The sequence below is a fragment of the Arthrobacter sp. YD4 genome, assembly GCF_030410515.1.
Lineage (GTDB): Bacteria > Actinomycetota > Actinomycetes > Actinomycetales > Micrococcaceae > Arthrobacter.
This window is the reverse complement of sequence record NZ_JAUHHD010000001.1, coordinates 880282-906327: the sequence shown is the minus strand read 5'-3', so window position 1 is coordinate 906327 and position 26046 is coordinate 880282. Positions and strand designations below refer to the sequence as shown.

At 69.3% G+C, this 26046-nt stretch carries 22 protein-coding genes and 1 tRNA gene; 5 read left to right on the top strand and 18 right to left on the bottom strand.

Translation table 11 applies throughout. The features are described 5' to 3' along the window. Positions 1-25: 25 nt before the first annotated feature. The 10 genes from QWJ39_RS04255 to QWJ39_RS04210 all read right to left on the bottom strand — a co-directional run bounded on the left by QWJ39_RS04255 (position 26) and on the right by QWJ39_RS04210 (position 11299). Positions 26-2098: a beta-galactosidase gene (locus tag QWJ39_RS04255; RefSeq protein WP_290256446.1), complete on the bottom strand. Its 2073-nt coding sequence runs from the start codon at positions 2096-2098 to the stop codon at positions 26-28. Between the two features lie 2 nt (positions 2099-2100). Next, positions 2101-3048: a carbohydrate ABC transporter permease gene (locus QWJ39_RS04250; protein WP_290256445.1), complete on the bottom strand. Its 948-nt coding sequence runs from the start codon at positions 3046-3048 to the stop codon at positions 2101-2103. Continuing rightward, positions 3045-3998: a sugar ABC transporter permease gene (locus QWJ39_RS04245; protein ID WP_290256444.1), complete on the bottom strand. Its 954-nt coding sequence runs from the start codon at positions 3996-3998 to the stop codon at positions 3045-3047. The genes QWJ39_RS04250 and QWJ39_RS04245 overlap by 4 nt, the downstream gene beginning before the upstream one ends. 41 nt (positions 3999-4039) lie before the next feature. Next, complete coding sequence (locus QWJ39_RS04240) at positions 4040-5356, bottom strand: ABC transporter substrate-binding protein (protein WP_290256443.1); 1317 nt, start codon at positions 5354-5356, stop codon at positions 4040-4042. Positions 5357-5527: 171 nt separating this feature from the next. Continuing rightward, the gene (locus QWJ39_RS04235; protein WP_290256442.1) at positions 5528-6403 is read right to left on the bottom strand and encodes an RNA polymerase sigma-70 factor; all 876 of its coding nucleotides are present in this window, start codon (positions 6401-6403) and stop codon (positions 5528-5530) included. A gap of 4 nt (positions 6404-6407) precedes the next feature. Next, positions 6408-7598 (bottom strand): FAD-dependent oxidoreductase, encoded by a 1191-nt coding sequence (locus tag QWJ39_RS04230; protein WP_290256441.1) that lies wholly within the window; start codon positions 7596-7598, stop codon positions 6408-6410. Between the two features lie 73 nt (positions 7599-7671). After that, positions 7672-8817, bottom strand: coding sequence for a DUF1524 domain-containing protein (locus QWJ39_RS04225; protein ID WP_290256440.1), 1146 nt, complete (start codon positions 8815-8817; stop codon positions 7672-7674). 97 nt (positions 8818-8914) lie between these two features. After that, positions 8915-9841, bottom strand: coding sequence for an AEC family transporter (locus QWJ39_RS04220; RefSeq protein ID WP_290256439.1), 927 nt, complete (start codon positions 9839-9841; stop codon positions 8915-8917). A gap of 34 nt (positions 9842-9875) precedes the next feature. Further along, positions 9876-10304 carry an aspartate 1-decarboxylase gene (panD, locus tag QWJ39_RS04215; RefSeq protein WP_290256438.1) on the bottom strand — a complete coding sequence of 143 codons (429 nt, stop codon included), beginning with the start codon at positions 10302-10304 and terminating at the stop codon, positions 9876-9878. 86 nt (positions 10305-10390) lie between these two features. Next, complete coding sequence (locus QWJ39_RS04210; protein ID WP_290256437.1) at positions 10391-11299, bottom strand: LysR family transcriptional regulator; 909 nt, start codon at positions 11297-11299, stop codon at positions 10391-10393. A 149-nt stretch (positions 11300-11448) separates the two neighbouring features. Here QWJ39_RS04210 and QWJ39_RS04205 point away from each other — a divergent pair, with 149 nt between their 5' ends. Both QWJ39_RS04205 and QWJ39_RS04200 read left to right on the top strand, forming a co-directional pair. Next, on the top strand, positions 11449-12912 hold the full coding sequence (locus tag QWJ39_RS04205; protein WP_290256436.1) for an amino acid permease: 1464 nt from the start codon (positions 11449-11451) through the stop codon (positions 12910-12912). A 329-nt stretch (positions 12913-13241) separates the two neighbouring features. Further along, positions 13242-16748, top strand: a complete 3507-nt coding sequence (locus QWJ39_RS04200; protein ID WP_290256435.1) for a bifunctional proline dehydrogenase/L-glutamate gamma-semialdehyde dehydrogenase — start codon at positions 13242-13244, stop codon at positions 16746-16748. A gap of 111 nt (positions 16749-16859) precedes the next feature. Here QWJ39_RS04200 and QWJ39_RS04195 read toward each other — a convergent pair whose 3' ends face one another. Both QWJ39_RS04195 and QWJ39_RS04190 read right to left on the bottom strand, forming a co-directional pair. Beyond that, entirely contained in the window at positions 16860-17219 is a 360-nt protein-coding gene (locus QWJ39_RS04195) for a hypothetical protein (protein ID WP_290256434.1), read from the bottom strand. A gap of 252 nt (positions 17220-17471) precedes the next feature. Beyond that, a complete protein-coding gene (locus QWJ39_RS04190; protein ID WP_290256433.1) occupies positions 17472-18326 on the bottom strand; it encodes a LysR substrate-binding domain-containing protein in 855 nt (284 codons plus the stop codon). A gap of 219 nt (positions 18327-18545) precedes the next feature. On the opposite strand from QWJ39_RS04190, the gene QWJ39_RS04185 reads away from it, so the two are divergent. Beyond that, complete coding sequence (locus QWJ39_RS04185) at positions 18546-19892, top strand: MFS transporter (protein ID WP_290256493.1); 1347 nt, start codon at positions 18546-18548, stop codon at positions 19890-19892. 90 nt (positions 19893-19982) lie between these two features. Here QWJ39_RS04185 and QWJ39_RS04180 read toward each other — a convergent pair whose 3' ends face one another. From QWJ39_RS04180 to QWJ39_RS04170, 3 genes are all read right to left on the bottom strand, one after another. Continuing rightward, entirely contained in the window at positions 19983-21143 is a 1161-nt protein-coding gene (locus tag QWJ39_RS04180; RefSeq protein WP_290256432.1) for a N(5)-(carboxyethyl)ornithine synthase, read from the bottom strand. Then, positions 21140-21289: a hypothetical protein gene (locus QWJ39_RS04175; RefSeq protein WP_290256431.1), complete on the bottom strand. Its 150-nt coding sequence runs from the start codon at positions 21287-21289 to the stop codon at positions 21140-21142. The genes QWJ39_RS04180 and QWJ39_RS04175 overlap by 4 nt, the downstream gene beginning before the upstream one ends. Before the next feature lie 108 nt (positions 21290-21397). Next, positions 21398-21471: transfer RNA gene (locus tag QWJ39_RS04170), tRNA-Gly, on the bottom strand. Between the two features lie 234 nt (positions 21472-21705). Here QWJ39_RS04170 and QWJ39_RS04165 point away from each other — a divergent pair. Continuing rightward, positions 21706-22152 carry a hypothetical protein gene (locus QWJ39_RS04165; protein WP_290256430.1) on the top strand — a complete coding sequence of 149 codons (447 nt, stop codon included), beginning with the start codon at positions 21706-21708 and terminating at the stop codon, positions 22150-22152. A gap of 79 nt (positions 22153-22231) precedes the next feature. After that, complete coding sequence (gene dcd, locus QWJ39_RS04160; RefSeq protein ID WP_290256429.1) at positions 22232-22813, top strand: dCTP deaminase; 582 nt, start codon at positions 22232-22234, stop codon at positions 22811-22813. A 36-nt stretch (positions 22814-22849) separates the two neighbouring features. On the opposite strand, the gene QWJ39_RS04155 is transcribed toward dcd, so the two are convergent. From QWJ39_RS04155 to QWJ39_RS04145, 3 genes are all read right to left on the bottom strand, one after another. Beyond that, on the bottom strand, positions 22850-24046 hold the full coding sequence (locus QWJ39_RS04155) for a cation:proton antiporter (RefSeq protein ID WP_290256428.1): 1197 nt from the start codon (positions 24044-24046) through the stop codon (positions 22850-22852). Between the two features lie 3 nt (positions 24047-24049). Further along, positions 24050-24532: a cation:proton antiporter regulatory subunit gene (locus tag QWJ39_RS04150; RefSeq protein WP_290256427.1), complete on the bottom strand. Its 483-nt coding sequence runs from the start codon at positions 24530-24532 to the stop codon at positions 24050-24052. 65 nt (positions 24533-24597) lie between these two features. Then, positions 24598-25995: an MFS transporter gene (locus tag QWJ39_RS04145; RefSeq protein ID WP_290256426.1), complete on the bottom strand. Its 1398-nt coding sequence runs from the start codon at positions 25993-25995 to the stop codon at positions 24598-24600. Between the last annotated feature and the right edge of the window lie 51 nt (positions 25996-26046).

Below are 26046 nucleotides of genomic sequence, written 5' to 3'. Positions count from 1 at the left end.
CGGGTGAAGTGGCCGGCGGGTGCGGCTACTGCCGGGAGGTGGAACGGACGACGGCGACGCCCCCGGCCGGAAGCCCCAGGCCGCCGTCGAGCCCGGCGTCGGCCAGGACGTCGTAGCCTTCCAGCGGCAGGTGCACGTCCCGGTCCGAGTGGTTGATGCAGAACGTCCAGTGCCTGCCGTCCTTGGCCCGGCGGACCACCTCGACGTCGGCCGGGAGGTCCGGGACCAGGGGAGCGACGCCGGCGTCGGGGCAGACGACGGCGAGCAGTTCCCGCAGCCCCTCGGGGGAGAGGGTGGTGGCGGCGTAGTAGGCCCGTCCCTTGCCGGCGACGTTGCGGGTCACCGCGGGGGATCCGGCCGCCGGGCCGTGGGCGACGGCGGAGAGTACGTCGGCGGTGGTGGCGTGGCCCAGTTCGTTCCAGTACGTGCCGGCGCCGAAGCGGCTGAGCGGGACGCTCTCGCCGGCTCGGAGCGGGAAGAACTCCTCCATCTGCACGCCGAGCAGTTCGCGGAACGCGCCGGGGTAGCCGCCAAGCCTGATGTGGTCATTTTCGTCCACGATACCGGAGAAGTAGGACACCACCAGGTGGCCGCCGGCGCGGACGAAGCCGTCCAGGTTGGCGGCGCCCTCGTCGGTGACCAGGTACTGCATCGGGGCGATGACCAGCCGGTAGCCGGAGAGGTCGTCGGTGCTGCGGACGAAGTCGGTGGGGATCCCGGCCCGGTAGAAGGCGTCGTGCCAGCGGCGGGTCTCGGCGATGTTGGAGGCGTCCACGCTGGGGTGCGAGTCGAGTTCCGAGGCCCAGCGGGCGTCGGTGTCGTGCACGATCGCGACGTCCACCCGGCCGGAGGCTCCGGTGACGGTGGAGCCGGCGATCTCGGCCAGGCTGCGCAGGGCCTGGCCCAGCCGGACCACCTCGCGCCAGACCTTGGTCTCCGTCCCGGCGTGCGGCAGCAGGCCGGAGTGGAACTTTTCGGCCCCGGCGCGGGAGGCTCGCCACTGGAAGAACAGGGCGCCGTCGGAGCCGCGGGCCACGTGCTGCATCGAGTTGCGCAGCATTTCCCCGGGCGCCTTGGCGATGTTGCGCGGCTGCCAGTTGACCGCCGACGTCGAGTGTTCCATCAGCAGCCACGGCTTGCCCTGCGCCCAGCCGCGGGTGAGGTCCGCCGTCGCCGCGAGCTCCTGGTAGTTCCGCACGTCTTCGGCGATCAGGTAGTGGTCGTTGGAGACGACGTCCATCTGCTCGGACCAGCGCCAGTAGTCCACCGGCTGGTGCAGGCCCATGTTGAAGCCCATGAAGTTGGTGGTGACCGGGTGCTCCGAGTGGGAGCGGATGATCTCCGCCTCCGCCTTGTAGCACTCGAGCAGTTCGTCGGAGGAGTACCGGGCGAAGTCCAGCTGCTGGGTGGGGTTGACCCAGGTGCCGGAGGTGCGCGGCGGCAGGATCTCCTCCCAGTCGTAGTAGCGCTGGGACCAGAACGCGGTGCCCCAGGCGGCGTTGAGCCCGTCAAGGGTGCCGTAGCGGTTCTTCAGCCAGACCCGGAAGCCGGCGGCGGCGCCGTCGGAGTAGTCGGGCTGGTTGTGGCAGCCGTACTCGTTATGCACGTGCCACATGACGACGGCGGGGTGGTCCTTGTAGCGGGTGGCGATCTGCTCGGTCAGGGCAGCGGCGGCCCGGCGGTAGTCCGGGCTGGAGGCGGCGAACGCCTGCCGGGAACCGTAGCTGTGCCGCACGCCGTCGGCCGTGACGGGCAGGGACTCCGGGTATTTGTGGCTGAACCACGGCGGCGGGGAGGCAGTGGCGTTGGCCAGGTCCACCCGGATGCCGTTCTCGTGCAGCAGGTCCAGGACCCGGTCCAGCCAGCCGAACTCGTACTCGCCCTCGGAGGGCTCCAGCAGGGACCAGCTGAAGATGCCGACGCTGACCAGGTTCACGCCGGCCTCGCGCATCAGGGCGACGTCCTCGGCCCAGGTCTCCTCCGGCCACTGCTCCGGGTTGTAGTCGCCGCCGAAGGCCAGCTGCGGGGCGCCCTCGGAGCCGAGGCGGGCGGTGATGTAGTCCATCGAGGCCCTGGGGGGCTTGGTGCTGTTGTCCACAATTATCCTTTGCTGGAGCCGAGGGTCAGGCCGGCTACGAAGTGCCGCTGGAGCAGGAGGTAGATCACCAGGGCGGGGATGGCGGTGATCATGGCGCCGGCGGCGATGAGGTTGTAGTTGGAGAGGAACTGGCCCTGCAGGTTGTTCACGGCGGTGGTCAGGGGCAGCCGGTCACCGCTCTGCAGGAACAGCAGCGGCCAGAAGAAGTCGTTGTAGATGAAGATGACTTCCAGGGTGCCCATGGCGGCCAGGGCCGGCCGGCACAGCGGGAGGATGATTTCCCAGTACTGGCGCCAGATGCCGGCGCCGTCCACCAGGGCGGCCTCGGTCAATTCCGGGGACAGGGCCTTCATGTAGTTCGAGAGCACGAAGGTCACGAAGCCGATCTGGAAGGCGGTGTCCACGGCGATCACGCTGATGTAGGTGTTGAGCAGGCTGCCGGAGTCGCTGACGCTGTACGGCAGCGGGAGGAGCTTGAACATCTCGAACAGCGGGGCGGCGAGGACCTGCGGGGGGAGCAGGTTGCCGGCGGTGAACATGATCAGCAGGGTGACGTTGAACTTCCAGCTGACCCGGCTGACCGCGAACGCCATCATGGAGGCGAAGAAGAGCACCAGGATGACGGAGGGGATGGTGATCAGGGCCGAGTTCCAGGCGTACTGGGCGAAGCCGCCCTGGGTCCAGGCCTGGACGAAGTTGTCGAAGTTGAAGGATCCGCCGAAGCTGAAGTAGCCGTACTTGTCCGTGTCCGCCTTCGGCCGGAGTGCGGTGAAGACGGTCCAGGCCAGGGGGATCAGCCACATCACCGCGAGCACGCTCAGGAAGATGTGGAGGCCGAAGCGGGGCTTGTTGCGCTTGCCGGCGCTCTGGCTCCCGGCTCCGGCGGCGGCGCCGCGCCGTGACGGTGCCCGGCCCGCCGGGCGTGCGTCCGTAGGCTGTGCGATGCTCATGCCTCTTTGTCCTTTCCAAAGGCCCGGGACAGGTAGAACGTGATGGGTACCAGCGAGATGACCAGCAGGATGACGGCCAGGGCCGAGCCGACGCCGATCACCTGGCCCTCGCCGACGAGGTTCTGGATCACCAGGGCGCTGATCAGTTCCAGGCCGTTGGTACCGCGGTTGATGACGTAGACGATGTCGAAGGCGCGGAGGGATTCGATCACGGTGATGACGATGATGATGACGTTGACCGGACGCATCGCCGGGAAGATGACCCGGAAGAAGGTCTGCACGGCGTTGGCGCCGTCGATCTGGGCCGCCTCGCGGAGCGTGGGGTCCACACCCTTGAGGCCGGCCAAATAGAGGATCATGACGTAGCCGGCGTGGCGCCAGGTCGCGGCGATCAGCGCGGCCCAGATGTTCACGCCGGAGTCACCGAACCAGTCGACGGCCTGGGGCGTGCCGGCGGTGCCGAGCAGGAAGTTCAACAGACCGTTGTCCCGGTTGTAGAACAGCTGCCAGATGACGCCGATCAGGGCCAGGGAGAGCATCACCGGGGTGAAGAAGATGCTCTGGTAGATCCTGGTGCCGCGGATGTTCTGGTCCAGCAGGATGGCCAGCAGCAGGCCCAGCGGCGTCGCGATCACGGCAAGGAACACCAGCCACAGCACGTTGTGCTGCACGGCCGGCCAGAACGGCGGGTAGTTCTGGGCGATGAAGTCGTAGTTGCTGACGCCCGCCGGCTTGATGTCGTCCAGGCTCAGGCCGTTCCACCGGGTGAAGGACAGGGCCGCCGAAAGCAGCGTGGGGATCCAGACCAGAACCAGCTGGATCAGGGTGGGAAGTCCCACCATGAAGGCCAGGATCCACTTGTCCCGGCCGGAAAGGCGCCGGACCCGCCCCGCCCGGGCAGCGGCTGGACGCCGTGCCCCGGCGGGGCTCGTTTTGGATGGTGTACTCACAAGAACATTTCCTTAGTGCCGATGAAAGGGCCCTGGCAGCGCTACTGCGCGGCGTAGAGGGACTTGGCCTGGGCTTCCAGGTTCTTGACGTCCACGTTGCCGTCCTTAATGAAGGACTGCAGCGCGGGGATCATGACGTTGTTCGCCATGGCCGGGAGCGCGTCACGGTCGAAGAACTGGCTGATGCTCTTGGCGTTGGTGATCACGTCCGCCATCTTCTTGGTCAGCGGCGTGAACTTCGAGGTGTCCGAACCCTTGGCCGTGGCGATGTTGGAGCTGTCCACGGAGGCGTAGACGTCCTGGCCCTCGGGGGTGCCGAGGTAGGCGAGGAAGTCCTTGGCCGACTGGTTCTGGCCGCCCTTCTTGGAGAGCAGGAGGCCGTCGATGGGGGCTTCGACGGCGTCGCGGCCTTCCATCGCCAGTTCCGGGAAGGGGAAGAAGTCGATGTCCGCGGCCACGGTCTTGTCCGTGTACTGCTGGGTGAGGAAGGAGCCGAGCAGGTACATGCCGGACTTCTTGTCGCCCAGGTTCTTGGCGGAGTCCTGCCAGGTCATGCCGAGGGCGTTCGGGTTCTGGAAGGGCAGCATGGCCTTCCAGGTGTCGAAGACGTCGCTGACCTTCTTCTGGTCCCAGGATTCCTTGTGCGCGGTCAGGTCCATGTGGAACTGGTAGCCGTTCAGGCGCATGTTCAGGTAGTCGAAGGTGCCCATGGCCGGCCAGCCGTCCTTGTCGGCGAATTCGATCGGGATGAGCCCGTCCGCCTGCATCTTCTTGCACAGGGCCAGGAGGGCGTCGTACGTGGTGGGGACCTCGTAGCCCTTCTCGGCCCAGAGGCTCTTCCGGTAGAAGAAGCCCCACGGGTAGTTGTAGTTCGGGACGAAGTACATCTTGCCGTCGGCGCCGGTGGAGGCCTTCTTCATGGCGTCCGAGTAGTTGCCGCCGATCTTCTCCCAGACGTCGTCGATCGGGGCGAGCAGGCCCTTGCCGGCGTAGTACTGCATGCGGTAGCCGGCGAACCAGGTGAAGGTGTCGTCCGGGCTGCCCTGCAGGTAGGTGTTGATCTTGTTCTGGAAGTCGTTGTGCGGAACCGTGTTGGTGGTGACGGCGATGCCGGACTTCTTGGTGAACGCGTCGGTGACGGCCTTGTACGCGGCCTTGGGCACCTCGTCGGACGAACCGGAACCGAAGGTGACCGTCTTGTTGCCGCTGGCGGCGGGTCCGCTGCCGCCGGTGCAGGCGCTGAGCAGGGGCGCCCCGGCGAAGGCGACGGCGCCGGCACCGAACGTCTTCAGCAGCGTCCGGCGGTCCCACCCGCCCTGGCTGGAGGCCCGGCGCAGAGCGTCTTCGTGCATGGTCATGATTTCTCCTTTGAAACAGTGCGGGTGGTGTGAAGCAGCTCACATGATTATTCATCATAATCGCACAATAAGGAACGTCAACAGGCAAAAAAGCACATTTTGTTACGCGCTGGGAACATGCTGAAGGTCCGCCCGGGGTAAGCACGGGACGGTGGAGGGTGCGCTACCGGGTTAGCGGCCGAGGTGCCGGACCGACGCGACGGCGCCGAGTTTGTCCGGATTGCGCACCAAATACAGCCCGGTGACGTGCCCGCCGTTGGCCTCGATCACGACGGCGAGGTCCGCGCGGCCGCCGCTGGAGATGACGATCGCGGGCATCGCGTTCAGGAGTGCGGGCTCCACCCGCATGTCCGGGAGCGGCTTGCCTGCGAGGCCGAGCAGGAAGCGGGCAATGTTTTCCGCGCCCACCACCGGGCGGCGGGCGGCCGAGACCTTGCCCCCGCCGTCGGAGAGCAGGACGGCGCCGGGGGCCAGGACGTCCATGAGGGCCTGCACGTCGCCGCCCATCGCGGCGGCGATGAAGCGGTCCGTGACGTCCTTCCGGTCCCGGGCATCGACGTCGTAGCGCGGGGTGCGCCGGGCCACGTGTTCCTTGGCGCGGTGGACCAATTGGCGGACCGCGGCCGGCGTCTTGCCCGTCGCCCCGGCGATCTCCTCGTAAGGAAAGTCGAAGACCTCCCGGAGGATGAAGGCGGCCCGCTGGTCCGGGGAGAGGCTTTCAAGCACCACGAGCATGGCGAAGGAGAGCGAGTCGGCGAGGACGGCGTCGTCCGCGACATCCGGGAGGGTGGCCACCGGCTCCGGCAGCCACGGTCCGACATAGTCCTCGCGCCGCCGCCGCGCGCTCCGCAGGGCGTTCAGCGCCTGGCGGGTGACGATGGTGGCCAGGTACGCCCGGGGGCTGTCGATGCCGTCCGGATCCACGGCGGACCACTTCAGGTAGCTCTCCTGGAGTACGTCCTCGGCATCCGCGGCCGTACCGGTGATCTCGTAGGCGATGGTGAACAGCAGCGGGCGGTGTTCGGCGAAGGTCCGGTGGCTGTCCATGGCGTCACCGCACCCCGGCGGTGTGTTCGGGCAGCGCCGCCTTCGGCCCGCGGGGCCAGCTGAAGGAGCCGGGCCGGCGGGACTCGGCCCGGAGCCAGGACACCGTCATCCGGCACACCTGTTCCTTGGCCAGCGCGGCCAGCGGGCCGCGGAGCACCGGACCGCGGGGGTGGTCCCCGGCGGTGACGGGCTGGATGAGGCCGGCGCCGCGTCCCAGGCTGATGCAGCGGAGCAGAAAGCCGGCGGACGCCGGGGAGGGCCCGCCGCCGTCGAGGTGGGCGGCGATGCCGTCGGCGGCCTGGGCGCCCAGCGGCAGCGCCGACGCGCAGCTCATCCGTAGGTGCAGGCCCTCCGGACCGGCGACCTTGGCGGCGTCGCCGGCGCCGAAGATGCCCGGGTGGTCCGGGCAGGCGAGGGAGGAATCAACCAGGAGCCGGCCGTGCGGGTCGGTGGGCAGGCCGCTGTCCCCCGCCAGGGGCGGCACCGCGAAGCCGGCCGCCCGGACGGTGCAGGCCGAGGGCAGGACCGCGCCGGCGGAGGTGGTGAGGGTGGACTCGTCGCAGGACCGCACGTCGGTATTCTCCACCACCTCGACGTCGAGCCGGGCCAGCCGGGCCCGGACCGCACGCGCGCCGGAGGGCGTCAGGTCCCCGCCCACCACCCCGCGGGTCATCAGGCGCAGGCGCAGGTGCCGGTGGCTTTCGGCGATTTCGGTCACCAGCTCGAGCCCGGTCAGCCCGGCACCCACCACGCTGACGGTGCTGCCGGGGGCCAGACTGCGCAGCCGGGACCGGAGCCGGGCGGCCGAAGGGGCGTCCTGGACACCGAAGCCGCAGCCGGCGTCGTCCCCGGTGCCGGGTGTGGCCGGGGCGTGGCCGCTGCCGACGGCGTACAGCAGCGCGTCGTAGGCCAGGGGAGCCGGGCTGCCGGCCAGGTGCACCAGCCGCCGGGCCGGATCGATCCGCACGGCGCTGTCGACTGTCAGTTCGACCGCCGGGTTCAGGAGGGACCCGAGCGGAACGGCGGCCGAGGCCCTGGTCCGGGCGGCCACTTGGTGGAGCCGGATCCGCTCGATGAAGTCCGCCGCCGGGTTGACCACGGTGACCCGCGCCGCCGGGGAGCGGCCGGCGAGCCGGTTGGCGGCCATGACGCCGGCGTAGCCGGCCCCGAGGATGAGAACGCGCTGTGCTGCCATGTCTAACTCCTGTCCGAAGAACCGCTGTTACACACCAGACACCGCCGGCGCCCCGGGTGTGACAGCCGGGCGGTTATTCGCAGGCGATGCCGTCGCCGTCGCGGTCCAGCTTGCTGCTGTACCCCGGCTGGCCGCGGCGGAGGGGAGCGGCGCCGGCGGCCCGCACGGCCGCGCAGTTGGCGTAGTATGCGGCGGCGGGGGCCGCGGGGACGACGGCGGCGGGGGCCGGTGCGGCGGCGGGCGCCTGCGCGGGAGCTGCCTGCACCGGAGCCGGCTGTGCCGGGGCGGGCTGCGCCGGGGCTGCCTGGGCGGGCGGTGCCGCGGCGGCGGCGGGCGCCTGTTCGTTCGTCGGGGCCAGGGCGCCGGGGCAGTCGCCCAGCACCCGGGCCATGGCGTCGTGCTCGGCCTGGGTGACCCAGAGCGAGTAGGTGGCTTTGACCGAGATCTGCCGGGCCACGTACTCGCAGCGGTAGGCCTTGTTCGGCGGCAGCCAGGTGGCGGCGTCGCCGTCGCTCTTCTTCGTGTTGGTGGGGCCGTCGACGGCGAGGAGGTTCAGCGGGTCATTCGCGAGGGCGAGGCGCTGGGCGGGGCTGAGCTGCTGGGCGCCCTTCTGCCAGGCGTCGCTGAGCGCCACGACGTGGTCGATCTGCACCGCCGAGCTGGTGCTGCTGCCGCGCACGAAGGCGATGGCAGCCGCGGTATAGGGGTCGTTCAGGGTGCCGGAGAGGACCACACAGTCGTGGGTGCCCGGCTTGAGGGCGGTTCCGGTCAGGTCACGGCGGAGGATGTCGTTGCGGGTGTCGCAGCCGTTGCGGTCGACGTCGGCCCAGGCCTGGCCGAACTGGTCGCGGGAGTACCCGGTCTTGGGTGCGCGGCCCTTGACGGGCAGGGTAGCGAGCACGTCCAGGGCCTTGCTGGCGAAGGCGGGCTGTCCGTGCGGTGCCGTGGCCCCTGAGGCGCCGACCGCCGGGACGGTGTCCGGGTCCAGCGGGTTCTCCGGGTCCGCCGACGGCGACGGCGTGGCGGTCGGGGAGGGGGCAGCGCTGGTGGCGGCTGTCGTGTGGACCGCTGCCGGGACGGCGTCGGCGGCCGCAGGGGCGGGCCCGCCGCACGCGGTGGTGGAGACCAGCACCAGGCCCGCGACACCGCAGGCGATCCAGTCGATGACGACGCGGCGTCCCTTGGCTGCGGCGCGTGCGCCGTCGTCGTTCCTGCCCATGATCCTGCTTCCCCCGGTGTGCTGCCTGATGCGTGGCCGCAAAAAGGCCGTCACCAGCCTAGTGGCGGCGGATCCGGCGTCCGGGGTGCCACGCCGCTCAGGCCAGCAGCAGGGCCACCCCGATCATGGCGGGGACGGCCACAACCGTGGTGATCAGCACGGTGTCCTTGGCCACGGTGAGGCCGGTCCGGTAGCGGGTGGCGACGACGAAGACGTTCTGGGCGGTGGGCAGCGCGGAGGTGACGACGACGGCGAACAGTGCCTGGCCGTCCAGCCCGAGGGCGAAGCGGGCGAAGAGGAACGCCATCGCCGGGTGCACAACGAGCTTGAAACAGCTGGCCAGCACCGTGTCCACGCGGCGGCCCGCGGCGGCGTGCAGGGGCCGCGAGCCGTTCAGGCTCATGCCGAAGGCCAGCAGCATGGCGGGGATCGCGGCGCCGCCAATCAGATGGATGGGCTGCAGCACCAGCTCCGGGATCTGCACGCCGGTACCCGCCACCACCAACCCGAGCGCGGACCCGACAATCATCGGGTTGCGCAGGATCATCAGCAGAAAGCTCAGCGGCGTGGTCCGGTGGCCGCTGGTGGTGGCATCCAGCAGGATCAGGAACAGCGGCGTGAAGAACGCGAGCTGGAAGATCAGCAGCGGGGCGACGTACCCGGCGTTGCCGAGGACGAAGACGGCGATGGGGATGCCGAGGTTGGCCGAGTTGGCCAGGGAAGCGCTCATCGAGGAGACCAGGGCCTCCGGCAGCGGCCGCTTGAGCACAAAGCGGACCAGCGCGAAATAGAGTGCCGCGGTGGCGACGGCCCCGACGGCGGTGACCAGCAGCGGGGCGGCGAAGACCTCGTTGAGCCTGGCTTTGCCGAGGGTCTCGAACAGCAGGGCGGGGCTGGCGACGAAGAACGTCAGGGCGCTCAGGACCGAGCGGGCGTTCTCGCCGAGGATGCCGCGGCGGCCGACAACCATGCCGACCAGGACGATCGACCAGACGACGAAGAAGCCGGCCAGGACGCCTAGCATCCGGCCGGTTCCGGGGTCAGGAGGCGGGGCGGTTTCAGCTCAGGGCGGCGTTGTTCAGCGCATGCGGCGGCCGGAGCATCCCGGCGGTGTGGCCTTCTGCGGGGTCGTTGCCGATCTGCACCACACGGTTGTCCCGGTCCACGTGGACCACGGTGGGCGTGAAGGCCTTGGCCTCCTCGGTGGTCATCTGGGCGTAGGTGATGAGGATGACGATGTCGTTCTCGTGCATCAGGTGCGCGGCGGCCCCGTTGATGCCGATGACGCCCGAACCGCGCTCGCCGGCGATGGTGTAGGTCTCCAGCCGCGCGCCGTTGGTGACGTCGACGATGGACACCAGCTCGCCCGGGAGGATGTCCGCCGCTTCCAGCAGGTCCAGGTCCACGGTGACCGAGCCGACGTAGTGAAGGTCCGCGTGGGTGACCGTGGCGCGGTGGATTTTGGACTTGAACATTGTGCGATTCATAACAGCTTCAGTCTAGCGCCGGGGCGCTTGACCCGCTGTGAGCCAGGGAACACCCCCGCGGCCGCCCGGTTCGTATCCGCCGCCGTTCACTCCGCCGGTGAGATCGAGGCCGCCGTCTGCGCCAGCACCTCGCGGGCGGCCAGGATCGCCGGCCGCTTCGCGCTGGAGCGCCGGACCGAGGTGAAGACCGTCCGGTAGGGCCGGCCCGGCAGTTCGATCAGCCGGGCCGTGGTGCCCCGCCCGGTCCAGACCAGGTCCGGCATCAGTGCCACCGCGTTGCCCGACTCGATCAGCCTGATCTGTGCCTGCAGGTCCGCGGTCTCGAAGCGGACGTCGGGTTCGAAGCCGGCGCTGCGGCAGGCCTGCTCCGCCCAGTGCCGGGACGCAGCGCCGCGCGGCTCCATCACCCACGGCATGCCGGCGGTGTCCGCGAGCGAGGCCGCCGTGGGCCGCCCGGGAGCGGCCGGCGGAACGGCCAGCCGGATGGCGTCCCGGGTCAGGCTGACCCGGTCCAGTTCGGCGTAGTGGGGCGCGGCGTGGCCGGGGTACTGCTCGGCAATGACCAGGTCGAAGTCCCGCGCCCAGGTCTCGTGCAGCGCCGTCTCCGGTTCTCGCTGGGTCATCTCGATCCGGACCTCGGGATAGCTCTCGGTCATCCGGGTCAGGGCGTCCGGCATCAGCGCCAGGGCGGCGGACTGGAAAACGGCGATCCGCACGGTGCCGGTCACGGTGGTCAGCGAGGCGGCAAGGTCCGCCTCGGCCTGTTCCAGCGTCTCCAGCAGCTGGGCCGTGTGGGCCACGAGGACCTCCGCCTGCGGCGTCAGCTGGACCCGGCGGCCGGTTTTGCGGAGCAGTTCGACGCCGGCTTCCTTCTCCAGCTGGGCCAGTTGCTGGGAGACCGACGACGGGCTGTACTGCAGCGCTTCGGCCACCTCGGCCAGGGTGCCGCGGATCTGGAGTTCGCGCAGCAGCCGCAGCCGCCGGACATCGAGCATGACAATTCCTTGTGAATTCTAATGTTTATCGGTTAGGAGAAGTCACTTTATCTAATGGGATCCGGCTTGCATACTGGGTCAATCATGTGACCCCCACCACGGACGCCCGCCGCCGGCGGGACGGGGTCCACCCGACGCAGGAGACCGGAATGAGCACCAGCGACCTGACCAGATCGATCATGCGGCGCAAGCCGATCGACGACATCGAGGAAGAAAGCAAGCACAGCGGCCTGTTCAAGAGCCTGGGCCTCTGGCAACTGACAGCCATCGGCGTCGGCGGCATCATCGGCGTCGGCATCTTCTCCCTGGCCGGCCTCGTGGCGCACGGCAGCGAGAGCGAGCCCGGGGTGGGGCCGGCGGTGCTGTTCTCCTTCCTGATCGCGGGCCTTGCCTCGGCGGCGGCGGCCCTGTCCTACGCCGAATTCGCCGGGATGATCCCGCGCGCGGGCTCCGCCTACACCTACGGCTACGTGGCGCTCGGCGAGGTCATCGGCTGGTTCATCGGCTGGGACCTGCTGCTGGAATACATCGCGATCGTGGCCGTGGTGGCGATCGGCATCTCCGGCTACTTCGACGCCTTCCTCTCCGGCATAGGGATCCACATGCCGGTCTGGATGACCTCCACCGTGGACGAGGGCAAGGGCGGCGTGGTGAACATTCCCGCCATCCTGGTCTGCCTGCTGGTGACCTGGATCCTGTCCCGCGGCACCCGGGCCTTCGGACGCTTCGAGCTGATCGCCGTCGCCATCAAGGTGGTCCTGATCCTGTTCATCATCGGACTGGGCATCTTCTACATCAACACCAATAACTACAACCCATTCATGCCCAGCGGCTTCGGCCCCGTGCTGGCCGGGTCCGCCACCGTGTTCTTCGCGGTGTTCGGCTACGACGCAATGAGTACCGCGGCTGAGGAAGCCACAGACGGCAAGAAGCACATGCCCAAGGCGATCGTGCTGTCCCTGATCATCGCCATGCTGCTCTACGTCGCCGCCACCCTGGTCCTGACCGGCATGCAGAACTACAAGGACATCGATCCGAAGGCCGGCTTCGCCTCCGCCTTCAACGGCGTGGGCCTGCCGGTGATCGCCACCATCATCTCCGTCTTCGCCGTGCTCTCGATCCTGACCGTGATGCTCACGTTCCTCCTCGGCGTCACCCGCGTGTGGTTCTCCATGAGCCGCGACGGCCTGCTCCCGGGCTGGTTCGCCAAGACGGACCGGCACGGCACCCCGCAGCGGGTCACCTGGATCGCCGGCGTCGCCTCCGCCCTGCTGGCCGGGGTGTTCCCGATCAAGGCCGTGGCGGACCTGACCAACATCGGCATCCTGGCCGCATTCGTCGTCGTCTGCCTCTCGGTGATCATCTTCCGCTACAAGCGTCCGGACGCCCCGCGCACCTTCCGCCTGCCGTTCATGCCCGTGGTGCCGCTCTTCGGCATGCTGGCCTCGGCCTTCCTGATGGCCCAGCTGCACTGGGAGACCTGGCTGCGCTTCGGCGTCTGGCTGGTGGTGGGCCTGTGCATCTACTTCGGCTACGGCCGGAAGCACTCGCTGATGAACCCGGCGAGCCCGCGGCACCAGGAGGCGGTGGAACAGCACCGGCACGTCGGCTGACCCGCGGCGCCTTCACCTCGCCGCCACACCCGATCCTCCCTCAGATCCGGCGCGCTTCCGGCGAACCCTCCCGCAGTTTCGGCGCGTTGCTGGCTGACGCTCCCTCAGTTCTGGCGGACCCTCCCGCAGTTTCTGCGGGAGGGTTTCGTCGTTTCTCGCGGGAGGTGAGGGAGCGTCGGAACGGGGAGTGCGGGAGGTGAGGGAAGGTCTTAGGAAGGTGCGGTTTTTCTAACCAGTAATCCTCAGAAAACGTCGCTTTATCTTACGTGATACGGATCGCATACTGATGGGAAGAAACGTCCACATCTTGAGAAAGCCCGAGTGCCACCATGACCAACACCTCTACGGAAACCGGCGCCGTCAGCGCCCCCTCGGCCACGACCGTCGCCGAAGCGGCGGCCCTGGCCGATGACTGCATCGCGCTGGTGCGCCGCTGGCTCACCGCCGCCTCCGAGGTTCCCGTCGACGCATCCGCCCAGCAGCTCGCCGGCGTGCTGAAGGACCCGAACGGCCTCGGCTTCACGGTCGGGTTCGTCGACGGCGTCGTCCGCCCCGAGGACCTCCACGTCGCCGCCCGCAACCTCGCCGCCCTGGCCCCCAAGGTCCCCGCCTTCCTGCCCTGGTACATGCGCGCCGCCGTCCGCCTCGGCGGAACCATGGCGCCGGCCCTGCCGCAGGTGGTCATCCCGGTGGCCCGCCGCGTGCTCCGCGAGATGGTCGGCCACCTGATCGTGGACGCCACCGACGCCAAGCTGGGCCCGGCCATCGCCAAGATCCGCAAGGACGGCATCAAGCTCAACGTCAACCTCCTCGGCGAGGCCGTGCTCGGCGAGCACGAGGCCTCCCGCCGGCTCAAGGGCACGCACGCGCTGCTGGCCCGCCCCGACGTCGACTACGTCTCGATCAAGGTCTCCTCCACGGTCGCCCCGCACTCCGCCTGGGCCTTCGACGAGGCCGTCGAGCACGTCGTCGAGAAGCTCACCCCGCTCTTCACCCGCGCCGCGTCCTTCGCGGCCAACGGCGGCAAGGCCAAGTTCATCAACCTGGACATGGAGGAGTACAAGGACCTGGACATGACCATCGCGGTCTTCACCCGGATCCTGGACAAGCCCGAGTTCAAGAACCTCGAGGCCGGCATCGTGCTCCAGGCCTACCTGCCGGATGCCCTCTCCGCCATGATCCGCCTGCAGGACTGGGCCGCCGCGCGCCGCGCCACCGGCGGCGCCCCGATCAAGGTCCGCGTGGTCAAGGGCGCCAACCTGCCGATGGAACAGGTCGAGGCCTCCCTGCACGACTGGCCGCTGGCCACCTGGAACACCAAGCAGGACTCGGACACCAACTACAAGCGCGTCATCAACTACTCCCTGCACCCGGACCGGATCCGCAACGTCCGGATCGGCGTCGCCGGACACAACCTCTTCGACATCGCCTTCGCGTGGCTGCTGGCCAAGAAGCGCGGCCTCGCGGACGCCGGGCACCAGGGCATCGAATTCGAGATGCTGCTCGGCATGGCGCAGGGCCAGGCCGAGGCGGTCAAGAAGGATGTCGGCTCGCTCCTGCTCTACACCCCGGTGGTCCACCCGGCCGAGTTCGACGTCGCAATCGCCTACCTGATCCGCCGGCTCGAGGAGGGCGCCAGCCAGGACAACTTCATGTCCGCCGTGTTCGAACTTTCCGAGAACGAGCAGCTCTTCGAGCGGGAGAAGCAGCGCTTCCTGGCCTCCCTGGCCGCGCTCGACGAGGAGGTCCCGGCCCCGAACCGCCGCCAGAACCGCGCCCTCCCGGCCGAGCCGATGCCGCGCGAGGGTTTCCGGAACACCCCGGACACGGACCCGTCGCTGCCGGCCAACCGCGACTGGGGCCGGGCCATCCTGGGCCGCGTGCCGGGCTCCACCCTGGGCAACGCCGCCGTCGAGGCCGCCACCATCACGGACGAGGCCACGCTCAACGCCGTCATCGACACCGCTGTCGCCAAGGGCAAGGCCTGGGGCGCCCTCTCCGGCGCCGAGCGGGCCGAGATCCTGCACCGCGCCGGCGACGCGCTGGAAGCCCGCCGGGCCGAACTGCTCGAGGTCATGGCCAGCGAGACCGGCAAGACCATCGACCAGGGCGACCCCGAGGTCAGCGAGGCCGTCGACTTCGCCCACTACTACGCCGAATCGGCGCGGAAGCTCGACGACGTCGACGGCGCCACGTTCGTCCCCGCGAAGCTCACCGTCGTGACGCCGCCGTGGAACTTCCCGGTTGCCATCCCCGCCGGCTCCACGCTCGCCGCCCTGGCCGCCGGCTCCGCCGTCGTCATCAAGCCCGCCAAGCAGGCCGCCCGCAGCGGCGCCGTCATGGTCGAGGCGCTCTGGGAGGCCGGCGTCCCCCGCGACGTGCTGACCATGGTGCAGCTGGGCGAACGGGAGCTCGGAACGCAGCTGATCTCCCACCCGGCCGTCGACCGCGTCATCCTTACCGGCGGCTACGAGACGGCCGAACTGTTCCGCTCGTTCCGCAAGGACTTGCCGTTGCTGGCCGAAACCAGCGGCAAGAACGCCATCATCGTCACCCCCAGCGCCGACCTGGATTTGGCCGCCAAGGACGTGGCCTACTCCGCGTTCGGCCACGCCGGCCAAAAGTGTTCGGCCGCGTCGCTGGTTATCCTGGTGGGCTCCGTCGCGACTTCCAAGCGCTTCCACAACCAGCTGATCGACGCCGTCACCTCCCTCAAGGTCGGCTACCCGGAGGACCCCGCCAGCCAGATGGGCCCGATCATCGAACCCGCCGGCGGCAAGCTCTTGAAGGCCCTGACCACGCTCGGCGAGGGTGAGACCTGGGCCGTGGAACCGCGGCAGCTCGACGACTCCGGGAAGCTCTGGAGCCCCGGCGTCCGTTCCGGCGTGCGGCGCGGTTCCTACTTCCACCTCACCGAGTTCTTCGGGCCGGTACTGGGTGTGATGACCGCCGCCACCCTGGAGGAGGCCATCGCCATCCAAAACCAGATCGAGTACGGCCTGACCGCCGGGCTGCACTCGCTCAACTCGGATGAACTGGCCCTGTGGCTGGACACCATCGAGGCGGGCAACCTCTACGTCAACCGCGGCATCACCGGCGCGATCGTGCAGCGCCAGCCCTTCGGCGGCTGGAAGAAGTCGGCCGTCGGTGCAGGCACCAAGGCCGGCGGCCCCAACTACCTCGCCGGGCTGGGCGACTGGACCAGTACGGAGGCCACCGCGGCCCCGGGCCCGCTGAGCCCCGAGGTGGCGCGGATCGAGGACGCCGCCAAGGGCTTCCTCGCCGCCGCCGACGTCGCCCCGTTGCAGCGTGCCCTTGCCTCGGACGCGCAGGCCTGGGCCGACGAGTTCGGCACCGCCAAGGACGTCTCCGGGCTGAGCGCGGAGCGCAACGTCTTCCGCTACCGGCCGCTGCCGGTCCTGGTCCGGCTCTCCGCGGGCAGCCCGCTCGCCGAGCTGGTCCGCGTGGTGGCCGCCGGCGTCCGTGCCGGGTCCACCCTCACGGTGTCCAGCGCCGCGGCGCTGCCCGCCCAGCTGCAGGCCGTGCTCGCCGGGCTGGGAATCGCGGCGACGGTGGAGGACGACGCCGCGTGGCTGGCTTCGGCGGGGCGCCTCGCCGCGGCGCCGAAGCTCGCCGTGCCGCGGATCCGCCTGATCGGCGGCGACCCGGTGGCCCTCGCCGAGGCCACCGGTGGACGCCCGGACCTGGCCGTCTACACCCACCCGGTGACCGAGGCCGGCCGCGTTGAACTGCTGCCGTTCCTGCATGAGCAGGCGGTCAGCATCACCGCGCACCGCTTCGGCACCGCGAACCACCTTTCCGACGGGCTGATCTAGGACGATCCGGCGCCTCCCGGGCGGGCCGGGCGGCGCGTCCGGGGGCGCAACACAGGGGCGGCGCGGGGACCTTTCGGTTCCCGCGCCGCCCCTTTGTGTTTTAGTCCGGGCTTAGCCGAGGTACCAGCCGGGCGGTGCCCAGGACGCGGGAACGGCATGGGCGGAGAAGTCCTCGCAGCCGGAGCAGAAGTAGGTCACCTCGCCGAGCTGGCTGACGGATCCGTCGCGGTGGTGCCGGGGCGGAACGAACGACTCCAGGTGGACGAACTCGTCGGTCCCGCAGCGTTCACAGAACGGAATGCCCACATAGTCGCCGTCTGCACGTGCCGGTGCGGGGTGCGGATCGAGCCGCCCCAGGGCGGGGTGGGTGATTCCCTCCAGCCGTGCCGCTGCCGCAGCGGCGGGGCGGGCCGGGGTGCGGGGGCCGAGCCGGCGCGGGGCCGGCCGCATCGAGGCGTGGGGAGTATTCATGGCTGGCGTCATTGCTGGCCTATCCCGAACGCTGGGTGCCACGGAGGGCCGGGAATACCGGCAGCGACGGCAGGAAGCGTCCGTAGTCTGTGCTCTCTTGACTGAGCGGGGTGGCTGGCCTCTGCTTGACCTGCAAGTAGTGTCAGGATAGGGCAAGTATCCGGCGGGTTCAATGGTTGCGTATCCCTGCCCGGGCGTCCCCCGCATCGGGCAGGTAGTGCGCCCCGGAGGGGCAGGTGCGGCCGGGTATTCCTACGCCGGACGGTGCAGCGCGCGGCCCGTGATGGTGTGGGTCAGCGCCTCGATGACCTCCGTGTTTGCCAGCGGATTCCGGATCAACGTGAAGTCGACGTCGCCCACCGGCGGCAGGTCGAAGCGCCGGGTGATGATCTTCAGATCGTCCGGAACCAGCGACGACGGCATCACGGCGACGCCGATACCCGCCCGCACCGCCGCCAGCACCCCGCTGATCTGCCGCGTGGTGCAGGTGATCCGCCAGGTGCGGCCGGAGGCCTCCAGGGCGTCGATCGCCAGCTTCCTGCTGAGGCTGGGGGCGGGGTAGGCGATCAGCGGCACCGGGTGTCCGGGCGCCAGGGCGGTCTGCTCCAGGCCCACCCAGGCGAAGGAGTCCTGCTGCACCACCGTGCCGTCCTTGGCCCCGGCCACCCACTTCACGAACACCAGGTCCAGCTGCCCGGCGTTGAGCCGTTTGTACAGCTGGTCGCTCTGGCCGACCGTCAGTTCCAGGTTGATCTGCGGGTAGACCTGCCGGAACTCCCGCAGGATCCGGGGCAGTCCCGTAATGGCCAAGTCGTCGGCGGTACCGAACCGCAGGCGGCCGCGCATCGCCGAGCCGGAAAAGTATCGGGCCGCCGAGTCGTGGGCGGAGAGGATGCTGCGGGCAAACCCGGCCATGGCGTCGCCGTTGTCCGTCAGGCGCACGTCCCGGGTGTCCCGGGCGATCAAGGTCCGGCCGGCGGCGGCCTCCAGCTTCCGAACGTGCTGGCTGATTGTGGGCTGGGCAAGCCCCAGCCGTTCCGCCGCACGGGTGAAGCTCAGCGTCTCGGCGACGGCCAGGAAGGACCGGAGCTGGGCGGGCTCAAACACGGGCGTATGTCCCGGACCCGCCGGCAGCCAAGGGGGTGCATTGCATTTCGTGATGGGAGTTATGCATCCAATAACCTTCCATAATCGATTGCGGTCAGCCTAGCGTTAAACCGACTCCCGCAGGCCCACTCTCACGAGGACTTTTCCGTGGCACCCCCACCGCCGTTCCAGGCCGCCGACCCAGACCAGACCCCTACCCGCCGGCCCGCGCCGGACCCGCTGCCGCCGTCGCCGCCCGCCGCCGACGCGGTGGCCCTCCCGCCGTCGTCGCCCGTGACCGAGCCGCTCGCCGTCGTCAGCGAACGGCTGCCCTGGCGGCACACCTTCGTCTCGCTCACGGTCCGGAACTACCGCATTTTCGCGGCCGGGCATTTCATCGCGGTGATCGCCCTGTGGATGCAGCGGATCGCCCAGGACTGGCTGGTGCTGCAGCTTTCGGGTTCGGTCACGGCCGTCGGGGTGACCGTGGCCCTGCAGTTCCTGCCCTCGCTCTTCCTCGGGCCGTGGGCCGGCATGATGGCTGACCGCTTCGCCAAACGCCGGATCCTGATGCTGTGCCAGTCGGTGGCGGCCGTGCTCGCCGCGGCGCTCGCGGTCCTGGCGCTGACGGGCCGGATTGAGGTCTGGCATGTTTACGCGATTGCCCTGGCGCTGGGCCTGGTCACCGTGCTGGACCAGCCCGCGCGCCAGGTGTTCGTCAACGAACTGGTGGGCCCGGTGTACCTCCGGAACGCCATCAGCCTGAACTCCACGATCTTCCAGCTGGGCGGCCTGATCGGGCCGGCCGTCGCCGGGATCCTGCTCGGCGCGGTGGGGGCGGGATGGGCCTTCGCGGGCAACGCCGTCGCATGCTGCTCCACCGTGACCATGCTGCTGGTGCTGCGCAAGGACGAACTGCACACCACGCCTCCCGCCGCCAAGCGCAAGGGCATGCTCAAGGAGGGTCTCCGCTACGCCCTCGCCAAGCCCACGATCTACTGGCCCTGGCTGATGGCCGGGTTCGTGTCCGTCTTCGCCATGAGCCTGCCGGTGCTGCTGGCCGCCTTCGCGGACCACGTATACGACGTCGGCGCCGGCGGGTACGGTCTGCTCAACGCCCTGGTGGCGCTCGGCGCACTGGCCGGGGCCATCACCTCGGCCCGGCGGCGCGAACTGCGGCTGCGCTCGGTCATGCTCGGGGCCGGCATGTACGGGCTGATGCTCTGCCTGGGCGCGGCCGCTCCCTCGATGGTCTGGTTCGGCGCGGCGATGGTGCTGGCCGGATTCTGGTGCCTGATGTTCCTCACCGCCGCCAACCAGCTGGTGCAGGTCAGCGCCAACATGGGGATCCGCGGACGGGTGATGAGCCTGTACATCATGGTGCTGATCGGCGGGCAGGCGATCGGCGGCCCGCTGATGGGGTGGCTGGCCGAGCACGTCAACCCGCACACCGCGATCCTCATCTCCGGCGGGGTCCCGGCACTGGCTGCGGCGTCGGTGGCGGTGCTGCTGGCCCGGCGGGGGCAACTGATGCTCCGGGTGGACCTGCGGAGTCGGCGTCGGCTGCTGCGGATTGTCCGGGTGTAGGTTTTCGCGCCGGAAAAGGACAGCCGCTCCGCGGATCGGCGTAGCGGCTGTCCGAAAAGTGCGCGGTGATCGGCAACCGGCGCGCGACAGCTAGCCGGCCGTGGCCAGGTGGGGATAGTCCGGCTGCCGGTGCTGGAACACCAGGACATCCGGATTCAACACCACGCCTTCGCGGATTTCGATCGCGCGGCGGATGGTCTCATCACCGTCCCACGCCTCCGGACCGGACAGTACCGTGGCCAGGAACGGAAGCAAAGCCTCGCTGATTTCCCAGCTGGCGGAGTTCCAGAGGTACGACGGGCTGTGGTCCACGGCGTAGTAGTCGATGCTGGTGCCGACCGTGAACATCGGCTCGGCAAACGTGGTGGTCCTCGCCCAGCTGAAGCCCATGCCCTCGTCGCAGGAAACGTCGATGATCAGGCTGCCGGGCCGAAACGCGGCCAGGTCCCCGGTGCGCAGGTACGTCAGCGGCGCTGTCGGATCCTGCAGGGTGCAGTTGACCACAATGTCGCTTTCCGCCAGGAACGGGGCCAGCGGCACCCGGCCCCGTTCGGTGATGACCTCACTGAGGAAGGGCGCCTCCGTGTCGTGGTCGAACTGGGCGATCCGCACGGAGTGGATGGGGGAACCCACCGCGGCGACTCCGCGGTTGGTCAGCACCTGCACGTCATGGATGCCATGGGCGTTGAGGGCCGTCACGGCGCCGCGCGCGGTGGCCCCGAAACCGATGACGACGGCGCTCAGCCGCCGGCCGTAGTCCCCGGTGGATCCGGTCAGGGACAGCGCGTGCAGCACCGAGCAGTAGCCTGCCAGCTCGTTGTTCTTGTGGAAGACGTGGAGGCCGAAACCGCCGTCGCTGGCCCAGTGGTTCATGGCCTCGAAGGCGATCAGCGTGAGCTTCTTGTCGATCGCCAGCTGGGTGATCGCCGGGTCTTGGACGCAGTGCGGCCAGCCCCAGAGGACCTGTCCATCCCGGAGCTCGGCCAGATCCTCGGGCTGGGGCTTCGGCAGCAGGACGACGTCGGCCGCGTCCAGTACCTCCGGGCGCGGGGCGACCCGGCCCACCAGCTCCGCCAACCTGTCATCCGTCATGCCGAACCGGCTGCCGTATCCGGCCTCGACGATCATGCGCTCGCGGAGTTCCGGAGCGATGCGCTCAAAATGGCCGGGGTGGACGGGGAGTCGGCGTTCGTCCTGCTTGCGCGTGCTGGCAAGGACACCGAGGGTGAGTCGTTTCGATGACTCAATCACTTTTTCTTGGCGCCCGCGGCCTTGACGGGGGTGCCTTTGTCCAGGGAGCTGGGCGGCGCGGCGGCGGCCCTCTTATCGGCGCGCTTTTCCTTGATGGACTTGGTGGATTTCTTGGATGCTGCTTGACGGGGGGATTTGTCAGCCATGTTCGCTCCTGTAGCGGAACCGAATAGGTTCCAGACTTCGAACGATACAGGTAGCCGCCTAATGGGCCGCGTCGCTTCGTGACGGCGGGAGGGCAGAGGAGGGGGACGTGGAGCGGCTGACGGGAATCGAACCCGCGTATCAAGCTTGGGAAGCTAGCGCTCTACCATTGAGCTACAGCCGCGCAGGGACCGGCCAAAACCCTCGGCTGTGTCCTGCGGAACAACGAGATTCACCTTACCCCAGGCTCGGGAGTTCCCTGAACATCAACGCCCGGTACCGGCTGCATAACTCTTCGGTAAAGACGGGCCGGTGACGGTGCGGCAGCCCCGGCCGCTGGATACCGTGGTGGGGTTAGCTGCGGTCTGAGGGGGAAGCGGGCTACGAGCACCATTAGTCCGACCTTAAGGGAACTTCCGTGGCGTATGCAGAGCACGACGTCGTCATCCAGTACGACGCCATGGGCATCTACGCCTTCCTCCTGGACCCCCGGAATCTGCCCTACTGGCGCGAGGGGATCGAGAGCGTCGCGCTGGTCTCCGGCGCGGTGGGTGCCCCCGGCTCGGTGTACCGGCCGGCGCTTACCGCCGGCAGTTTTCCCCCGGCGGCCGGGGACTTCGAGCTGACGGCCGCCCGCCCCGGCGCGGAGATCCAGTTCCAGGTCATTTCCGGGCGGTCCAGGGTCCACTGCGGGTACTACCTGAGCACCCACGGCGGCAGCACCCACGTCCGCTTCGCCCTGCGCTACCGGCCCGGCGTGGCCTCGTTCCTGCTCTCGGCCAAGATGCGGCGTGACATGAAGGCCCAGGTGGTGCAGCTCGAGCAGCTGAAGATGCTGCTGGAAGCGGAGCAGGCCGCGGCCTGAGCGCCGCCGCCGGATGCTCTGTGACGGAGCCGCCGGCACGGACGCGGGGGAGCCGGGAACCTGCGGTACTTTTGATCCTGTGCTGATCTCTGACCGCGACATTCGTACCGAAATCAACTCCCAGCGGATTGTGCTGGAACCGTTCGACCCCGCCATGGTCCAGCCCTCATCGGTGGACGTGCGGATCGACCGCTTCTTCCGCCTCTTCGACAACCACAAGTACGCGCACATCGACCCGGCCGTGGACCAGCCGGAGCTGACCCGTCTGGTGGAGGTCGACGCAGACGAGCCGTTCATCCTGCACCCCGGCGAGTTCGTCCTGGGCTCCACCTACGAGACGGTCACCCTGCCCGACGACATCGCGGCCCGGCTGGAGGGCAAGTCCTCCCTGGGACGGCTGGGTCTGCTGACGCACTCGACGGCGGGCTTCATCGATCCGGGCTTCTCCGGCCACGTCACGCTGGAACTGTCCAACATGGCGACCCTGCCTATTAAGCTCTGGCCCGGCATGAAGATCGGCCAGCTGTGCTTCTTCCGGCTCAGCTCCGCCGCGGAGCACCCCTACGGCTCCGGCGAGTACGGCAACCGGTACCAGGGCCAGCGCGGACCCACCGCCAGCCGCAGCCACCTGAACTTCCACCGCACCGAGATCACGTCCTAGCCGGCGGCCGGAGCGCTGGGGCGCTTGCGCGGGCTGTCAGTTGACCGGCCGCGCCCGCTGCACCGCGCGCCGGGCCGGCCGCCGGAACGCCCGGACCGCGGGCTCGATGAACTTGGCCGCGAGCGGACCCATGACTGCCATGATCAAGACATAGGCGGTGGCCAGCGCCGCGAGCTCCCGGGGCACCACGCCCGACGCCACCGCCAGGCCTGCGATCACGATGGAGAATTCGCCGCGGGCAATCAGGGCCGCCCCGGCGCGGAACCGGCCCGGGATCGCGATGCCGGCCCGCTTGGCCGCCCAAATGCCGGTCAGCATCTTGGTGGCCGCGGTGAGGATCGCCAGGACCAGCGCCCAACCCAGCACCGGCGGGATGGACGTGGGGTCCGTGTTCAGGCCGAAGACCACGAAGAAGATCGCGGCGAACAGGTCCCGCAGCGGCTCCAGGATGCGGGTGGCGCTGTGGGCCGTGGCGCCGGAAATCGCGATGCCGAGCATGAACGCGCCCACCGCCGCGGAGACCTGCATGGCCGCGGCCAGCCCCGCCACCAACAGCGCCGCGCCGAGGAGGTTGAGCAGGAAGACCTCTGAGTTTTCGCTGTGCACGGCCCGGGAGACGTGGTGGCCGTGCCGCAACGCCACCACCAACACCAGGGTGACGACGGCGAGCGAGATCCCCACGGTCTGCAGCCCCACCAGGAGGCTCACCCCGGTCAGGGTGGCCGTCAGGACGGGAAGGTACACGGCCATGGCCAGGTCCTCGAAGACCAAGATGGACAGGATCACCGGAGTCTCGCGGTTGCCGATCCGGCCCAGGTCCGTGATCACCTTCGCGGCGATCCCGGAGGAGGAAATGTAGGTCACACCGCCCATCACCATGGCCCCCACCACGCCCCAGCCCAGCAGCAGCGCCAGGCCCGCGCCGGGGATGAAGTTCAGAACCAGGTCCAGCACGCCGGCCTGCCAGGATCGGCGCAGCCCGGTGACGAGCTCGGCCGCCGTATATTCCAGGCCGAGCATGAGCAGGAGAAGGATGACGCCGATCTCGCTGGAGAGGTGCGCGAACTCGTGCATGCCCTCGAGCTTGACCAGCCCGCCCGCGCCGAAGAACAGCCCGCCGACCAGGTACAGCGGGATGGGGGACATGCCGATCCGCCCGGCCAGCCTCGCCAGCAGGCCGAGACAGAACACGACGGCCCCCAGCTCGATCAGGGTCACGGCGAGGGCATCCACGGCTTATCCGTTGCGCAGGATGGAGGCCGCCGTGTCCAGGCCCTCCTGGGTGCCGACGGCCACCAGCAGGTCGCCGGGGTGGAGCACGACGTCGGGGCCGGGGGAGGGGAGCACCTCGCCCTCTCGCATGATCGCCACGATTGAGGCGCCGCTGCGGGTCCGGATGCAGGCCTTGCCCATGGGCTGGTTCTGGAACGGCGAATCGGCCGCGATGGAGAACTGCCGGGTGACAATGCCGGGAACCTCGCGGTGGGCTTCTGAGAGCTGCATGGCCAGCCGCTGCCCGCCGAGCAGGTTGCCCAGGGCGGCGGCCTCGTCCGCGGTGAGGGGAATCGAGGCCTGGCAGGTGTCCGGGTCGTCCCAGGTGGAGACGATGAGCTCGGTCTGCCCCTCGCGGTATTCGACGACGCCGATCCGGCGCCCCGAGGCGGTCATGAAATCCTTGCGCCGGCCCAGTCCGGGAAGTTCGGTCTCATCCACGTTCATGCCACCAGCCTAGTGGCCGCGCCCGGTTTTGGGGCCGGGTTCAACGCCTCGGCCGGCGGGACCGCCTAGCGGGAAGGAACGACGGCGATGCCCGTCTTGCCCGGGGCCTTGACCGGCAGCAGCACCAGCAGACCGGCGAGCAGCACCACCATGATCCCGACGATGCCCCAGCGCTGCGCCTGGCCCGGGGCCACAAGGGGCGTGGCGATGGTGATGCAGAGGGTGAACAGGGCCGGGGCGAGGAAGCTCACGGCTCTGCCGGTGGTGGCATAGAGCCCGAACAGCTCACCGGTCTCTCCGGTGGGGGCCAGCCGGGCCAGGTAGGCGCGGGAGGAAGACTGGGCGGGCCCGACGAAGAGGCAGAGGAACAGGCCGAAGACCCAGAAGGTCATGCTGCCGGACCATGATATGCCGAAGAAGGAATATGTCCCGTTGCCCAAGATCAGCAGCGCGGTGCCAGCCACCAGCAGGCCCGTCAGGGAGCCGATGATGACCGCTTTGGGGCCGGCCCGGTCGTCGAGTAGTCCGCCCACGAGTGCGCCGACAGCGGCGACGACGTTGCCGAAGATGGCGAAAAAGATGACCTGCTTGAGGTCGAAGCCGAAGGTGCCGGCGGCGATCACCCCGCCGAAGGTGAACACGGCGGCGAGGCCGTCGCGGAAGATGGCGCTGGCCAGCAGGAAGTAGATGGTGTGCGGGCTGGTTCGGTAGATGGCCTTGATCCGGCGTGCCAGCAGTCCATAGGAGGCGAAGAAGCCCAGTCTGTCCTGCCGCGCGATGGGCACTTCGGGCACGGCGACCATGACCGGGACGGCGAAGACCAGCAGCCAGAGCGCCGAGAAGACGGCGACCAGCCGGATGTTCAGGCTGTCCTCGGTGGAGGCGCCGAACCACTCGATGCTCGGCTGCACGAACAGCTGCAGGACGATCAGCAGCGCCACGATACCGCCGAGGTAGCCGGAGGCCCAGCCGAAGCCACTGATTTTGCCGATGTTGGCCGGCGTCGAGATCTGGGCGAGCATGGCGTTGTAATTGACGCCGGCGAACTCGAAGAAGATATTGCCGAGGGCGATCAGGGTGACCCCCAGCAGCAGGAATTCCGGCCGCGGGAAGACAAAGAAGCACAGCCCGGTGAGCAGCGCAACGGCGGCGGTGTTCACGCCCAGCCAGAGCTTGCGGCGGCCGCCGGCGTCGGACCGCTGTCCGGTGACCGGGGCGAGCACCGCGATGGCGGCGCCGGCGATGGCCAGGGCGGTGCCGAGGACCGCGGAGGCCTCGTCCTCGCCGCCGAAGGCCTTGGACGTCAGGTACACGGTGAAGACGAAGGTCGTCATCACGGCGTTGAACGCGGCAGAGCCCCAGTCCCACGCGGCCCAGGCCAGGATGCGTCCCCTCCCGGCGGGCTGGCGTCCGGAACCAAGTTCTGACGCCGGTGCGGCCTCGGGAGCGGTGGCGGAATTCATAGCCCTGATGTTAGCCGTCCCCGCCGCCCGGACCGGGATGAAACGGGCAGA